12 protein-coding genes are annotated in these 15,951 nt (G+C 43.4%); 7 read left to right on the forward strand and 5 right to left on the reverse strand.

All coding sequences use genetic code 11. The features are described 5' to 3' along the window. Nucleotides 1-125: 125 nt before the first annotated feature. The 4 genes from relA to eno all read left to right on the forward strand — a co-directional run bounded on the left by relA (nt 126) and on the right by eno (nt 6,450). Complete coding sequence (relA, locus tag G5S32_RS02235) at nt 126-2,348, forward strand: GTP diphosphokinase (RefSeq protein WP_165310279.1); 2,223 nt, start codon at nt 126-128, stop codon at nt 2,346-2,348. A gap of 70 nt (nt 2,349-2,418) precedes the next feature. Continuing rightward, nucleotides 2,419-3,222 carry a nucleoside triphosphate pyrophosphohydrolase gene (mazG, locus tag G5S32_RS02240; RefSeq protein WP_165310280.1) on the forward strand — a complete coding sequence of 268 codons (804 nt, stop codon included), beginning with the start codon at nt 2,419-2,421 and terminating at the stop codon, nt 3,220-3,222. Nucleotides 3,223-3,428: 206 nt separating this feature from the next. Then, the gene (gene pyrG / locus G5S32_RS02245) at nt 3,429-5,069 is read left to right on the forward strand and encodes a CTP synthase (RefSeq protein ID WP_165310281.1); all 1,641 of its coding nucleotides are present in this window, start codon (nt 3,429-3,431) and stop codon (nt 5,067-5,069) included. A 79-nt stretch (nt 5,070-5,148) separates the two neighbouring features. Continuing rightward, nucleotides 5,149-6,450: a phosphopyruvate hydratase gene (gene eno / locus G5S32_RS02250; RefSeq protein WP_165310282.1), complete on the forward strand. Its 1,302-nt coding sequence runs from the start codon at nt 5,149-5,151 to the stop codon at nt 6,448-6,450. Nucleotides 6,451-6,658: 208 nt separating this feature from the next. Here the strand turns inward: eno and G5S32_RS02255 are convergent, their stop codons facing one another. Next, nucleotides 6,659-7,873, reverse strand: a complete 1,215-nt coding sequence (locus G5S32_RS02255) for a multifunctional CCA addition/repair protein (protein ID WP_165310283.1) — start codon at nt 7,871-7,873, stop codon at nt 6,659-6,661. 142 nt (nt 7,874-8,015) lie between these two features. Between G5S32_RS02255 and G5S32_RS02260 the strand changes: the two genes are divergently transcribed. Continuing rightward, nucleotides 8,016-9,623 carry an ExeA family protein gene (locus G5S32_RS02260; RefSeq protein WP_165310284.1) on the forward strand — a complete coding sequence of 536 codons (1,608 nt, stop codon included), beginning with the start codon at nt 8,016-8,018 and terminating at the stop codon, nt 9,621-9,623. After that, the gene (locus G5S32_RS02265; RefSeq protein WP_165310285.1) at nt 9,623-10,399 is read left to right on the forward strand and encodes a general secretion pathway protein GspB; all 777 of its coding nucleotides are present in this window, start codon (nt 9,623-9,625) and stop codon (nt 10,397-10,399) included. Before G5S32_RS02260 ends, G5S32_RS02265 begins: the two co-directional genes overlap by 1 nt. Nucleotides 10,400-10,481: 82 nt before the next feature. On the opposite strand, the gene G5S32_RS02270 is transcribed toward G5S32_RS02265, so the two are convergent. From G5S32_RS02270 to G5S32_RS02280, 3 genes are all read right to left on the reverse strand, one after another. Continuing rightward, nucleotides 10,482-11,090: a TIGR04211 family SH3 domain-containing protein gene (locus G5S32_RS02270; RefSeq protein ID WP_165310286.1), complete on the reverse strand. Its 609-nt coding sequence runs from the start codon at nt 11,088-11,090 to the stop codon at nt 10,482-10,484. Nucleotides 11,091-11,245: 155 nt separating this feature from the next. Continuing rightward, nucleotides 11,246-12,505 (reverse strand): inorganic phosphate transporter, encoded by a 1,260-nt coding sequence (locus tag G5S32_RS02275; protein ID WP_165310287.1) that lies wholly within the window; start codon nt 12,503-12,505, stop codon nt 11,246-11,248. 138 nt (nt 12,506-12,643) lie between these two features. Next, the gene (locus G5S32_RS02280; RefSeq protein WP_165310288.1) at nt 12,644-13,324 is read right to left on the reverse strand and encodes a TIGR00153 family protein; all 681 of its coding nucleotides are present in this window, start codon (nt 13,322-13,324) and stop codon (nt 12,644-12,646) included. A 205-nt stretch (nt 13,325-13,529) separates the two neighbouring features. Here G5S32_RS02280 and G5S32_RS02285 point away from each other — a divergent pair, with 205 nt between their 5' ends. Beyond that, the gene (locus G5S32_RS02285) at nt 13,530-15,047 is read left to right on the forward strand and encodes a CYTH and CHAD domain-containing protein (protein ID WP_165310289.1); all 1,518 of its coding nucleotides are present in this window, start codon (nt 13,530-13,532) and stop codon (nt 15,045-15,047) included. Between the two features lie 56 nt (nt 15,048-15,103). Here the strand turns inward: G5S32_RS02285 and G5S32_RS02290 are convergent, their stop codons facing one another. Further along, entirely contained in the window at nt 15,104-15,874 is a 771-nt protein-coding gene (locus tag G5S32_RS02290; protein ID WP_165310290.1) for a potassium channel family protein, read from the reverse strand. Between the last annotated feature and the right edge of the window lie 77 nt (nt 15,875-15,951).

Raw genomic sequence — 15,951 nt, forward strand, 5'->3', positions numbered from 1 at the left:
GCAAAAGTGTAAAACTTGGTTATTGAACGGACTTCTTTCGTTCAACCAGAGTAGAATAGGTATTCCAGGGTTGTTAGAGGAATTTCCTTTAATGACTCGCAAATTATAAGAATTAGGATAAAAAGATGGTCGCGGTACGTAGCGCACACTTAAACCCAGACGAACAGTTTGAGCTAGAAAAGTGGATTTCTAGTTTACGTCAAGATCCAAAAACAGCAGCAAAACTTACAGAGGTATATCACCAATGTGAGAATTTCTTGGTGGGCAATGCAAGAGGTCCATTGTTGTTATGGCGTGGTCGCGAAATGATCGAAATTTTGATCACTCTATCGATGGATCGCCCAACGTTAGTATCAGCGTTGCTATTTCCTATTGCGACCAGTGGCTTAGTGGATCGCGAGGAAGTTGAAGAACACTACGGTAAAGAGATCATCAAATTGATCTCTGGTGTCGAAGAGATGGCGGCGATCGGTCAACTCAATATCACTATGCAAGGCAGCGAAGCGTCAGCACAAGTCGATAACGTACGTCGCATGCTGCTGGCGATGGTTGATGACTTCCGTTGCGTGGTCATCAAACTTGCAGAGCGAATCTGTAACCTTCGTGAAGTAAAAGATCAGCCGGATGATGTACGTCGCTCGGCAGCAAAAGAGTGTGCCAATATCTATGCTCCACTGGCAAACCGCTTAGGTATCGGTCAGCTCAAGTGGGAAATTGAAGACTACGCATTCCGCTATCAACAACCAGATACTTATAAGCAAATTGCGAAACAGCTTTCGGAGCGTCGTATTGTCCGTGAACAGTACATCCGTGACTTTGTTGATAATTTGAGCTCAGAAATGAAAGCGGCACACATCAACGCAGAAGTCAGCGGACGCCCTAAGCACATTTACAGTATCTGGCGCAAAATGCAGAAGAAGAATCTGGCATTTGATGAGCTGTTTGACGTGCGGGCTGTACGTATCATTGCAGACAAACTGCAAGACTGTTATGCCGCTCTAGGTATTGTGCATACTCAGTTTAAGCATTTACCAAGCGAGTTCGATGACTATGTGGCGAACCCAAAACCAAACGGTTATCAGTCGATTCATACTGTCATTCTAGGGCCTGAAGGTAAAACCATTGAGATTCAGATCCGAACCAAACAGATGCATGAAGAATCGGAGCTAGGGGTTGCTGCACACTGGAAATATAAAGAAGGTGCAAGCAGTGGACGCAGTGGTTACGACGAGAAAATTACTTGGTTACGTAAACTGATTGATTGGCAAGAAGAGATGTCTGACTCTGGTGAGATGTTGGATGAACTGCGCAGCCAAGTGTTTGATGACCGTGTGTATGCCTTTACACCGCGTGGTGATGTTGTCGACTTGCCAATGGGTGCAACACCACTGGATTTTGCTTACCACATTCACTCTGAAGTGGGGCATCGCTGTATTGGTGCGAAAGTGGGCGGACGAATCGTTCCATTCACTCATAAACTTCATATGGGTGACCAAGTTGAAATTATCACAGCGAAAGAGCCAAACCCATCTCGTGACTGGTTAAACCCTGCAACAGGCTTTGTTCACTCTGGTCGTGCTCGCGCCAAGATCAACGCTTGGTTCCGTAAGCAAAGCCGAGATAAAAACCTCGAAGCTGGACGTGAAATTCTAGAAACTGAATTGTCGAAAATTGGCGCGACACTAAAAGATGCAGAGCAGTACGCTCTGAAACGCTTTAACGTTAACAGTGCTGATGAACTTTATGTTGGTGTGGGGAGTGGCGATTTACGTATCAACCAGATCGTTAACCATATCAATGCGTTGGTGAATAAACCGACAGCTGAAGAAGAAGACAAACTTGTGCTTGAAAAGCTCAAGGGAGATGAGTCGAAATCGTCAGTGCCTCACCGCCCGCATAAAGATGCGGTAGTGGTTGAAGGTGTGGATAACCTGATGACTCACCTTGCTCGCTGCTGCCAACCAATCCCTGGTGATGAAATCAAAGGTTACATCACGCAAGGCCGTGGTATTTCAGTGCACAGAAGTGACTGTGAACAATTAGAAGAGCTGAGCCACCACGCACCTGAACGTATTATTGATACCGTTTGGGGCTCTGGTTTTGTCGGTTCGTATATCCTAACTCTGCGCGTTGAAGCGATGGAGCGTGTGGGTCTGCTAAAAGATATCACTAGTCTGCTTGCCAACGAAAAGGTGAAAGTGATCACCATGAAGAGCCGTAGCGATTACAAACGCCAAATCGTGACCATGGACTTCGAACTTGAGGTCAGTAACATCGAAGTTTTAGCTCGTGTCTCTAAACGTTTAGAGCAAGTGAAAGACGTCATGCTGGTTAAACGTCTCGGATAAAATAGATAACAGATTGAAATTAAAGGTAAGTGGTTAGCTACTTACCTTTTTCTTTTATAAGGAAATCAACATGACACATCCAATTGAACAACTTGTCGATATCATGGCTAAGTTGCGTGATCCGGAAACAGGGTGTCCTTGGGATAAGAAGCAGACCTTTGAAAGTGTTGTTCCATACACTATTGAAGAAACCTACGAAGTGGTGGACGCGATTCATAACCAAGATTGGACTAACTTAAAAGAAGAACTGGGAGATCTGCTATTTCAGGTGATTTTCTACAGTCAGATGGCGCAGGAAAAAGGATTGTTCGATTTTCGTGACGTGGTGGACACGGTCAATGAAAAGCTAACTCGCCGCCATCCCCATGTTTTTTCAGATGCGAAATTTGCTGATGAAGCGGAAATAAACGCGAATTGGGAAAAGGAAAAATTGCTTGAAAAAGCCCAAGTAGGCAAAAGCGAGCAAAGTATCCTAGACTCTATACCACAATCGCTGCCAGCCTTATCGCGAGCGAATAAGATTCAGAAGAAGTGTGCTAAATATGGCTTCGATTGGGCGACTTTAGGGCCTGTTGTTGACAAAGTGCATGAAGAAATCGAAGAAGTAGTTGCTGAAGCTATCAGTGTTGAAGTGGATGAGCAGAAAGTCGAAGAAGAACTGGGTGATTTACTGTTTGCGGCGGTGAATCTAGTTCGACATCTGAAAAAAGACCCAGAAGTTGCTCTTACTAAAGCCAACAGTAAGTTTGTAAGGCGGTTCCAAGGTGTTGAATCTCAAGTAAGAGAGCAGAACAAAGAGTTAACTGACTTTACGTTGCAACAATTAGATAGCATGTGGGACCGCGTCAAAAGACGGGAAAAAGGTCTAGAGTAATAAGTTCTTAATACGGGCTTTTGGGGCAAAATTACCCCAATTAAATTGCTTAGATCGCATTCTGCAACAAGGCTATTTGATTTGAAGCAAAAAATTAAAAACTGAGTGTGATAGATTTCACGTTGTGGCGGTAAGTGGGTTCTGGTATAGTTTCGTCCCGTCCAGAAGAATTCCATTTCCCTCATTCAACCAATTTCAGGTTAAACATGACGACAAATTATATTTTTGTTACTGGCGGGGTCGTATCCTCTCTAGGTAAAGGTATTGCAGCAGCATCTCTTGCCGCTATTTTAGAAGCTCGTGGTCTTAAAGTGACCATGATGAAGCTTGACCCTTACATCAACGTTGACCCAGGCACTATGAGCCCAACTCAACATGGTGAAGTGTTTGTTACAGAAGACGGCGCAGAAACTGACCTAGACCTTGGTCACTACGAGCGTTTTATTCGTACTAAGATGACCAAACGCAATAACTTTACGGCTGGTCGTGTTTATGCTGACGTTTTACGTAAAGAGCGTCGCGGTGACTACCTTGGTGCAACTATTCAGGTTATCCCGCACATCACTAATGCTATCAAAGACCGCGTAATCGCGGGCTCCGAAGGTCACGATGTGGCTATCGTTGAGGTTGGTGGCACAGTTGGTGATATCGAATCTCTACCATTTATGGAAGCGATTCGTCAGTTGGCAATCGAAGTAGGTCGTGAGCACGCAATGTTCATGCACTTGACTCTCGTTCCTTACCTTGCAGCAGCAGGTGAAGTGAAAACTAAGCCAACTCAACACTCTGTAAAAGAACTGCTATCTATCGGTATCCAGCCAGACATCCTAGTTTGTCGTAGCGACCGTATGATCCCAGCAAACGAGCGTAAGAAGATTGCACTTTTCTGTAACGTTTCTGAGAAAGCAGTAATTTCAATGAAGGACGTAGATTCAATCTACAAGATCCCTCAATTGATCAAATCTCAAGGCTTGGATGATTTGGTTTGTTCTCGTTTCGGTATCAATGCGCCTGAAGCTGATCTATCTGAATGGGAACAAGTAATTTACGAAGAAGCGAATCCAACGGGTGAAGTCACCATTGGTATGGTTGGTAAGTACATTGAACTACCAGACGCTTACAAATCAGTCAACGAAGCATTAAAACATGCTGGCCTAAAAAATCGTTTGAATGTGACGATTAAATATGTAGATTCTCAAGACGTAGAAACTCGTGGTTTCGAAGTTCTACATGGTCTTGACGCAATCTTAGTTCCTGGTGGCTTTGGTGACCGTGGTATTGAAGGCAAGATTATGGCTGCTCAATACGCCCGTGAAAACAAAGTTCCATACCTAGGTATCTGTCTAGGTATGCAAGTAGCGCTTATCGAGTACGCTCGTAACGTTGCTGGTATGGAAGGTGCACATTCAACAGAATTTAACAAAAACACTAAGTACCCTGTGGTAGGTTTGATTACTGAATGGGTAGATAGTGAAGGTAAAGTTGAAGAGCGTACTGAGACTTCTGACCTTGGCGGTACAATGCGTCTAGGTTCTCAGCTATGTCACCTAGAAAAAGGTACTAAAGCTTACCAACTATACGGTAGTGCGACGATCCATGAACGTCACCGTCACCGTTATGAAGTAAACAATAATCTTCGTCCGCAGATCGAAAAAGCTGGCCTAAAAGTTTCAGGCTTATCTGCTGACAAGAAATTGGTTGAAGTGATTGAGAACCCTGCTCACCCATGGTTTGTAGCAGCGCAGTTCCACCCAGAATTCACATCAACCCCTCGTGATGGTCACCCATTATTTGCTGGTTTCGTAAAAGCAGCGGGTGAGTTCCAACGCGGTGAATCTGAGAAGTAACAAGGATACGGGCAGTAGCGATAGTTGTGCTGCTGTCCTTTATAGTTTTGACATTTAAATTCAACGAGAGGAAACATTAATGTCTAAGATCGTTAAAGTTCTAGGTCGTGAAATCATCGACTCACGTGGTAACCCAACTGTAGAAGCTGAAGTACACCTAGAAGGCGGTTTCGTTGGTATGGCTGCAGCTCCATCTGGCGCATCTACTGGTTCTCGTGAAGCTCTTGAGCTACGCGATGGCGACAAATCACGTTTCCTAGGTAAAGGTGTTCTTAAAGCACTTGCAGCTGTAAATGGTCCAATCGCTGACGCTCTAGTTGGTAAAGATGCTAAAGACCAAGCTACTGTTGACCAAATCATGATCGACCTAGACGGTACTGAAAACAAATCTAACTTCGGTGCTAACGCAATCCTAGCTGTATCTCTAGCGAACGCTAAAGCTGCTGCTGCAGCTAAAGGCATGCCTCTATACGAGCACATCGCTGAGCTAAACGGCACTGCAGGTGTATTCTCTATGCCTCTACCAATGATGAACATCATCAACGGTGGTGAGCACGCAGACAACAACGTTGATATCCAAGAATTCATGATTCAACCAGTTGGTGCTCCAACTCTTAAAGAAGCTGTACGTATGGGTGCGGAAGTATTCCACAACCTAGCTAAAGTTCTTAAGTCTAAAGGTTACAACACTGCAGTTGGTGACGAAGGTGGTTTCGCTCCTAACCTAAAATCTAACGCTGAAGCGCTAGAAGTTATCGCAGAAGCAGTTGCAGCTGCTGGCTACGTTCTAGGTAAAGACATCACTCTAGCTATGGACTGTGCAGCATCTGAGTTCTACGACAAAGACGCTGGCATCTACAACATGAAAGGCGAAGGTAAAACTTTCTCTTCTGAAGAGTTCAACCACTACCTAGCTGGTCTAGTTGAGAAATTCCCTATCGTTTCTATCGAAGACGGTCTAGACGAGTCTGATTGGGATGGTTTCGCACACCAAACTAAACTTCTAGGCGACAAGATCCAACTAGTTGGTGACGATCTATTCGTAACTAACACTAAGATTCTTGCTCAAGGTATCGAGAAAGGCATTGCTAACTCTATCCTTATCAAGTTCAACCAAATCGGTTCTCTAACAGAGACTCTAGCTGCAATCAAGATGGCTAAAGACGCAGGTTACACAGCAGTAATCTCTCACCGTTCTGGCGAAACTGAAGATGCAACTATCGCTGATCTAGCGGTAGGTACAGCTGCAGGTCAAATCAAAACTGGTTCAATGAGCCGTTCTGACCGCGTTGCTAAGTACAACCAACTTATCCGTATCGAAGAAGCTCTAGCTGGTCGCGCTCCTTTCAACGGTCTTAAAGAAGTTAAAGGTCAAGCTTAATTCTTAACTGAATAAAGTTTAGCTTTAAAGCTTTTTATTAATACCTCGCTTAGGCGAGGTATTTTTTTGTCTGAAGAAAGGTAAGGTGGGATTCTTTGGTTTTCTCCCTTTTTAAGAGGGAGTTAGAGGAGGGCTGTGCTCGGAGCTAATAGGTTAAGCAATTCCAACCAACCTCCCCTTGAAAAGTGGAGGAGCAAAGAAGTAGAGGTTAGTTGATAGAAGCAATTGCCTCAATCCGCCTTTTATCTAACTCATCCCGAATAGTTTTGCCCTGAAAACCGTCTGCAATAATATCTTTCACTTCAACGCTGAGTGCAGCTTTGTAAGCATCTTCAAATATCGCTTTTTGCGGGTAGGGGTTATCTTCACAACCTAATCGACCAGCATGGTCTGCTTGGCAGCAAAGTAAAATCTCTTCTAAACGCTCTGGTTTACGCCATACATCCATTGTATTGAGTATCTTAAGTTTAGTGCTGGCTTTAAGTTCTGCCGCTCTGTGGACGTTTGAGTGCTGTTCACAAACAAAAAGAGCAAGCTCTTTAAATTCATTAGGAACTCGCACTCGTTCGCATAGTTTTTTGATGATTTTCACGCCTGTATGGCAGTGCATCTTATGACTTGGCCACTCAGATTGAGGAGTTACGCCTTTGCCGAGATCATGAACTTGTGCTGCAAATCGAACGGGCAATGAAGATGAAAGTTTCGCCGCTTGCTTAGCGACCATTAGAGTATGAACACCGGTATCAATCTCAGGATGCCACTTCTCTGGTTGAGGGACGCCAAACAGGCAATCCAGTTCTGGCAGAACCACTTTTAAAGCACCACAATCACGAAGAACGGAGAGGAATACTTCAGGGTTTTGCGTTGCCAGTGACTTGTGCCACTCCTGCCATACGCGCTCTGCGGTTAAATGTTCAAGCTCGCCACTATTCGCGATTTGTGCCATTAGAGACATGGTTTCTTCTGCGACAGTAAAGCCAAGATGTGTCAGCTTGGCTGCAAAGCGTGCTAAGCGAAGCACGCGTAATGGATCTTCAACAAACGCGTCAGAAACGTGGCGCAGAATTCGATCGTTCAGATCACGTTGTCCACCATAGGGATCGATCAGCGTGCCGTCTTCAGTTTGTGCCATTGCATTAATCGTAAGATCGCGTCTGATAAGATCTTCTTCCAAAGTGACATCAGGAGCAAAGTGGCATTCAAAGCCAGTGTAGCCTGAACCTGACTTACGCTCAGTTCGAGCGAGAGCATATTCTTGTTTGGTTTTTGGGTGCAAGAATACAGGGAAGTCTTTGCCAACGGCAGTAAAGCCTTGGCTTAGCATTTCATCGGGGTTACTTCCGACTACAACCCAGTCCTTATCGTATACCGGAATGTTGAGTAGCTTGTCGCGAACAGCGCCGCCAACTAAGTAAACTTGCACTAAACAGCCTCAAAAATCATGAATGTCATTGGATAATCATCAACAGCAATGATACTTTGCCTGTATACTCAAGTCACCTCAAGATGCAGGATTCAGAGCTTCATCAACGAGTGAGTATATTTACTTTGATAGAGGCAGGAGCATGTATCAACAATTTTTCGGTTTTGCTGAGTTACCTTTCTCAATCGTGCCGAACTCTCGCTACTTGTATTTAAGCCAACGCCACCAAGAAGCCATTTTCCATTTGCAGGAAGGATTAGGTGATGGCGGTGGTTTTGCAATGCTGACTGGTGAAGTTGGTACTGGAAAAACAACGGTGGCGAAGGCTATTCTGGATAATTTACCTGCCAATACTCAAGCTGGGTTTATTCTCAATCCCACCTTTTCTGAGCAAGAATTATTGGAAGCTATTTGTGACGAGTTTTCTGTCAGTTATGGCAAAAAAGCAACTATCAAGAAACTCAGTCAGGCGCTTTATCAATTTCTTCTGGAAAAGCATGCTTCTGGTGTTCAGATTCTTTTGATTATCGATGAAGCACAACATCTTGCTCCTGATGTTTTAGAGCAATTGAGGTTGCTGACCAATCTAGAAACCGACAGTCGAAAATTATTGAAAGTTTTACTGATAGGTCAGCCTGAACTGCAACAGAAGCTTCAACTTCCACAACTTCGCCAATTAGCTCAACGGATTACTGGTCGATATCATCTGTTGCCACTCGATGAAATGGAAACAGCACACTATATTCGTTTTCGACTTCAACAAGCGGGTGGTGATGGAAATTTGTTTTCCAATAAAGGAGCGAAGTGGATTGCTCATCAAACACACGGTATACCGAGGCTGATTAACTTAGTCTGTGATAGTGCTTTGAAAGGTGCATTTCAGGCAAGTGAAAAGGAACTGAGTCTAGAGCGTGTGAAATGGGCTTGTCAGCAAGTAATGAGCTTTCAATCTACGGTGTACCAACGCTCCGATGAAAACACTTCATTTCGCTTCCCGTCAATGGCTGTAGCGTGCTCTATTCTAGGATTATCATTAGCCGTTGCTAGTGCTTATTGGCTTTCACCATTAATAAATCACCAAGTGGCGGTGGAATGGCCATTACCAGAAGCAAAAGAGGTACAGCAAGAAATTGTGTTCCCGAAACAGTTGGAAAACTCTCTTGTGCAAGCGACAGGCTTAGAACCCGCATTACGTGCTCTTTACGCCGTGTGGGGATATCAAGCATCTGTAACCGATACCTTTTGTCAGCCAGACACATCTTCACTTTTACAATGTATACCGAGCCGTGGGGATTGGCAGACACTTTCTCAATTGAACATTCCTGTAGTACTGACACTCGAAGTTGAAAATAAGCCAAGCTATGCGGTGTTGTATCAATGGGAAGGTCAAGAGTTAGAGCTACTTGTGAATGGGGAGCGCATTCGTATAGCTAAGCAATGGATATCACCGCTATGGAAAGGTGAGTTTCACTTGCTCTGGCGAACCAGCTTTACGCAGACTTTAAAGAGCGGAATGACAGGTGAGGAAGTGGCGCTTTTAGACCTTAAATTGTCTCAAATTTTAGGAGAGCCAGAGCGAAAAACCAAAGTATTTGATGCTGACGTGAAGCGTAAGGTGTCTTTGTTCCAACGTTGGCAGAATATGTATGTCGACGGTATTGCTGGGGAACAAACCTTACGCCGCCTAGAGTTGCTTACTCAGCAAGATGCTCCTAAATTGGCTGCACCTAAAATGTTAGGAGGAGCGTAATGTCTCGAGTTATGAATGCTCTTAAATCGTCAGAACAAGGTTATCAAACTAACGCTATGGCGGTCGGTTACCGCCCCGCAGCTTACGCTACAGAGAAGAAAAAAAATTTTCGTTGGTATCATGGTGCTATGGCGATTATACCAAGTGCAATAACACTTGCTGTGTTGAGCTATCAAAGCTATCAGTTTCAGCAAGAGAACATCAGAAAAGTATTAAGTCAACCTGTGCAGGTTGAGCAGGTTTCTGCGCCAGTTGACTATTTACCTTATCCCCTCTTTAGCGATCTGAAAAACACTTATGTTGTGTCCTATGATACAAACGAATCTTTGGATACGGTCCGTGAATTACCGCTAAGCGATAACACAACGGTTGTAAACATTTCAGAACCTCAACCTATAAATCAAAAAGAGAATGAGAGTTCATCTCTAGATTTGGAACAGCTTGATCTTCGTGGCTTATCTCCCGCCCTTGTGATGAGAGTGGAATCTGCTTTAAAAAGCCGTGAGTCATCGTCCACAAGCGGTAATTCAAGCGCTATAGCATTGGTACAGAATGCAGAAAAATATTCAGGTATTCTACCCGCTATGGATTTTCAAACCCATGTCTACGCAAGCTCAGTGGGTAAGCGTTGGATAAAAATGAATGGTGTTGAGTATCATGAAGGGGATGAGTTATCAGATGGTGTGAAATTAGTACAAATCAACCCTCAAACGACATTGATACAGTTTGAACAGCAATTGATAGAAATTCCGGCGCTCTATCACTGGCAAGGTTAAGGTTGGTTGAATCCAAACTAGAACGGTCGAATTAAGTTAAATAAAAAGGTCACTATAGAGTGACCTTTTTACTTGATAGAGCTTATGCCCAGCCTGCTGGGTTGCGTTTACGTCGTGGAATAATGTGCGGAAGAATTAGACCCAATAGCAAACCAATACCAGCAACACCACCACCATAAGTGAAGTATTTCAGTAGTAAATCTTCTTTTTGGGTATCCAGTTTAGCGCGTAGTTCACGGATCTCTGTTTGAGACGATGTTAGCTGCTTGCTGATTTCACTATAGTTCTGTTCAAGTTGTGCGATCTGTTGGTTACGAACATCCAAAGATTCCACTAAACCTGCTTTTTCAGAATCAGCACTTTGACGTGCATTGGCTAATTGTGATTTTACCTGAGTCAACTCTTTTTCAAGTTGTGGTAAACGCACGGCCATGCTGACATCACGAGTTACAAAACGGCTTTCAACCCAACCTCTACGACCACGAGAGTCGACAACTTCGCTGTAGTCGCTTTCTTTGTTGGTTGAAACTAACTGAACTTTCTCACCTGCGTCAATGCTGCCGATAATACGATATTGGTTGCTTGGACCAGAATGCATATAAGTAAACAGTTTATCAGCGATGTAACGGTCTTGGGCAAACACAGGGCTTGCTAACATGGAAAATAACACCATGCAGATAAGTTTTTTCACGGTAAATCCCTTAGTAATAAATTTAGGTATACGCTCATGTGGCAAATAGTAAAAAGTTTCTTATTCTGGTGCAACAAAGAAGGGAGGCAAAGCCTCCCTTTATGTGCGTTTGAGTCAATAATGACATCGCCTTTACATAGCACTGACTTAATATATTAAGCGAAGATGCCTTGAATAGCGTAGAAGAACACAACAGCAAGTAATGCACCAGCAGGGAGTGTTACAATCCATGATGCAACGATGTTACGTACAACACCAAGGTTTAGAGCTGCGATACCACGAGCAAAGCCAACACCAAGAACAGCACCAACCAATGTTTGTGTCGTTGAAATTGGTAGACCAGTACCAGATGCTAGTACTACTGTAGATGCGGTTGCAAGCTGAGCTGCGAAACCGCGGCTAGGCGTTAATTCTGTAATACCAGTACCCACAGTCGCCATTACTTTGTGCCCCATAGTTGCCAGACCAACTACGATACCGAAACCACCTAGAGGTAGGATCCACCAAGCAATAGCACTTTTCGCTGATATTTCACCCATGTGTTCAATAGTAGAAACAACTGCAGACAGTGGACCGATCGCGTTAGCAACGTCATTTGAACCATGAGCGAATGCCATTGCACACGCTGTGATAACCATTAGTACGCTAAAGATACTTTCTACACCAGCAAAGCTGTGGTCATCTTCGCGATTTGCGAATTTCTTCTGGATATATAAGTAACCACCAACCATCACCAGAGCCGACACTGCAGCAGCCCAAACCCAAGCTTCTGAGTTCGAAAGGTGAAGGCCAACGTGCTTAAGACCTTTTTTGATGGTTACAAGTGCAATCACCATTGTTGTGATGAACATGTATACCGGGACAAAGCGCTTAGCGTTGAGCAGAGGCTTTTCGGTATCGAAAATTAGGCGTTGAGCACTAATGAAGATGAAGTAGGCAAAAATACCTGAAATCAGAGGGGTAACAATCCAGCTACCAACGATACCTTTAACAGAACTCCAATCCACGGCTTCTGTGCCGAAAGATACACAGGCGAAACCGATGATTGCACCAATGATTGAGTGAGTTGTTGATACTGGCCAGCCCATGTATGAAGCAAGCAGTAACCAAGTACCGGCTGCTAAGAGTGCCGACATCATACCGTAAATTAGAACGTCAGGATGATTGGCAAAGAGTGAAGTGTCAATAACACCCTGACGGATTGTGTCAGTTACTTCACCGCCGGCTAAATAAGCACCGGCAAATTCAAATACCATCGCGATAAGAATCGCTTGTTTAACTGTTAGCGCTTTAGAACCAACTGATGTTCCCATTGCGTTTGCAACGTCGTTTGCACCAATACCGATAGCCATTAAGAAACCAAAAATGGCAGCAACAATAATCAGGACAGTGCCGTAGTTAGCAAGGATATCCATCTTTATACCTAGTTGTTTATAACAAGCGGAGCTATTTCTTCGTGTTTTCTGCACACATTTAAACCGTTGGCGATAAAAAATTTAACGCTTACTGCTGTTTAATAAAAATAGCTCTTAGTTATTTGGTTAACTTCAAATTTATGAGCGAGAAAGCATCACTTCTAGACGAGCACCTACGCGCTGCGCCTGATCAGCAATACCGCCAACCCATTCAAAAATCTTGTATAAGAACATAACATCAATTGTATTCAGCGAAGATTCTAGGGTTCTTAGCTTTTGACGTAGACGTACTTGAATAGCATCAGTATCGTCTTCAATCTCATCCAATTGATGAATCATTTCAGCTACGAGTGTTACTTCACGGCCTTTAAAACCAGTCTCTAACAATTCGTCTAGCTCGTTGATAACTTTCTGTGCTTGATCCGCAGCATCTAGGCAACGTTTCACATAAATCAGAAAGTCAGCTTGGAGAGGCTCAGGAATGATCAGTTGACGCCCAACAACACGACCTGAAATGTCTTTTGCTAGGTTGGCAAGCTTATCTTGCTGAGTGAGAAGTTCGAGCATGTCTGTACGGTCTACAGGCATAAACAAACCACGAGGAAGTTTAAGGCGGATTTCGCGCTTTAACACATCAGCTTCTTTCTCAAGATGAGAAATTTGTGCACGGATCTCTGCTGCTTTTTCCCAATCTCCAGTGGCACAAACTTCAAAGAAAGGCACTAGATGGGAACAGCATTCGTTTACACACACTACGTGTCGTTGCAAAGGCTTTATAGGGGACTTTGCAAATAACCCCATAATTGTATTTACTGGCATGGTCATTCAACCTAATAACTATAACCTTATAAAAACATACACCATTCTATGGCTAAATGTTGAGCGATGGCTATAAAGGCGCGCATGTTAACCCATTAACAGTGTCATGAAAACTGTTTTAGATCATCAAACGGCTTATATTTCACTCTTGCTCCGCTGCGTTTTAGGCAATATCCTTTCGGTATCTGCTTTGAAAGGGTTAAATATGGAAACCGAGATAGAACTGAAGTTTTTTGTGTCACCAGAGTTTTCAGAAATTTTACGTCAAAAAATCTCTGATACAAAAGTACTTCAGCACAGTTGTCGAGAGTTAGGTAATACGTATTTTGATACTCCTGATAATTGGTTACGTCAACATGATATTGGGTTAAGAATACGACGCTTCGATGATGTTTATGTTCAAACAGTAAAAACGGCAGGACGTGTCGTTGCTGGCCTACATCAAAGACCTGAATTCAATGCTGAACATCAAAGCAATGAGCCTGATTTATCGCTTCACCCTTCTGATATTTGGCCTCAAGGAAAAGAGGTTGACGTGCTGCAATCTGAGCTTAATGCTCTTTTCTCTACTAATTTTACGCGTGAACAATGGCTTATCGGTATGCCAGATGGCAGCCAGGTGGAAGTCGCTTTTGACCAAGGTTTAGTGATTGCAGGGGATAAAGAGTATCCCATATGCGAAGTTGAATTAGAGCTGAAATCGGGCCAGACCGATGCTTTGTTTACCCTCGCTCGCCAGTTCTGCGATAACGGTGGTATGCGTTTAGGTAACTTGAGCAAAGCGGCAAGAGGGTATCGTCTCGCAGCGGATTATCAGGGTGATGAAGTGAAACCGCTGAGTTTAGTTAACACCAGTGGTCAAGATAGCGTTGAGTTCTGTCTGATTAACTCACTTGAACATGCTCTATCTCATTGGCATTACCATGAGCAGATTTACACTGAACGTGATTCGATTCCAGCACTTCATGAAATAAGTAACAGCATCCGCCTTATTCGCCAAATCTTGAGTATTTATGGTGGAGTTGTTCCTCGCAGAGCTAGTGCCATTTTACGTCAAGAGTTGAAGTGGTTAGAAGAAGAGCTTAGCTGGCTGAAAACTTATGATTACCTTGAAGATTTACTTGAAGACAAAGGCTACGCGCTGCGTAAGTTGGATGCTCGTAAGTTCTTAGTCGCAGGTTTGAAAGAGCAGCAAGATAGTTTGCCTCAGCGAGAAGAAAACTTGCGTTTGCTTAATTCTGCACGTTATACAGGCTTGTTACTTGATTTGAGCCGTTGGATTTTGACCCGCGGATGGCAGCCGTTTCTTGATGAAAAAGCACGTGAAAAAATGTCGAATAATATTCTTCGTTTTTCTGCGAAGCAGTTAGACAGAACTTGGGCTGAGCTCATGGAGTCATTCCCACCAGAGCATCATTTGTCTAGCCAAGAGTATATTGATCAGCAATATCGTTTAATGCGAAATCTCTATACCGGGATTGGTTTAGCGAGTTTGTATGATGTAGAAGAGCGTAACTCATTTCGTATGCCTTGGGCTGATTTGCTGCACGGCATTGATGACTTGTTAACTTTGAGAGCGTTAGAGCCGTTTGTTGATAAGTTGGAAGGCGAGGAAAAAGAACAACTACAACGCTGGTTAATTCGTCAAGAAAACTCGATTTTACATGCTATGGAGCAGACTCGAATTATTGGTGTGGAAGCACATCCGTACTGGCGTGACTAATTTAGAGTGTGTGTAATGAATTAGGGATGCCTTTTGGTATCCCTTTTTTGTGTTCTTTAGGACTTGCGGTGTTCTGGGGATTCTACCTTGTTTTCTAGTTTACCGACTCGACGCAGTATCTCATTTTGTTGAACAACTATCTGATGCAGGAGCTCTTGGTCTCTTTGCGCATGTAACAGTTGTGTTTTGTCAGGAGAGGTGAGTAGTGATGTTATCAAGCCCGAAATCATACCGAAAATACCTACCCCACAAAGGATCATTGCTGTTGCGATAAGTCTTCCAGCAGTAGTGACTGGAAAATGATCCCCATAACCCACAGTTGAAATAGTCACTAAAGCCCACCACAGTGCATCTCCGCCTGATTGAATATTGGCATGAGGATCTTTTGATTCAACAAACAGCATAAAGCTAGAACCCAAGGTCATCATAAGGACTAGCAAGAGCAAAATAGAGGCAATGGTGGTTTCTCTGCGATTTGCCAATAACTGTTTCAAGATGGTTCTTCCTGAACGCACCACTAAAATTATTCGAAGAATTTGAAAGATTCGGGCATAACGCAGTGGTTCGATCATCGGAATACTAGCCAGAAAATCGATCCAGTGGGTTTTCATAAATTGCAGCCGATCTGCGCTTCGGATCAAATCTACACAAAGTTGTAAGACAAAAATACTACATATAAGAAAGTCTAAGCCGATAAATAGATGGCGCATTTCTTCTTCTATCGGAAAGAATAGTAAGCCTGAGATCACAAATAGCGCTAAGAAAGACAAAATGAGTGACAGTAATCCCATAGGTTTTGTTTCATCTTTGATACTATTGTTTTTCATACGAGGCTCGAAATAATTCAAAGTGCGTGAAATTTATCACTGTTTTGGTGATAGATAAGTGTTTTTCAATATATAAG

This window comes from Vibrio ziniensis, assembly GCF_011064285.1.
Taxonomy (GTDB): domain Bacteria; phylum Pseudomonadota; class Gammaproteobacteria; order Enterobacterales; family Vibrionaceae; genus Vibrio; species Vibrio ziniensis.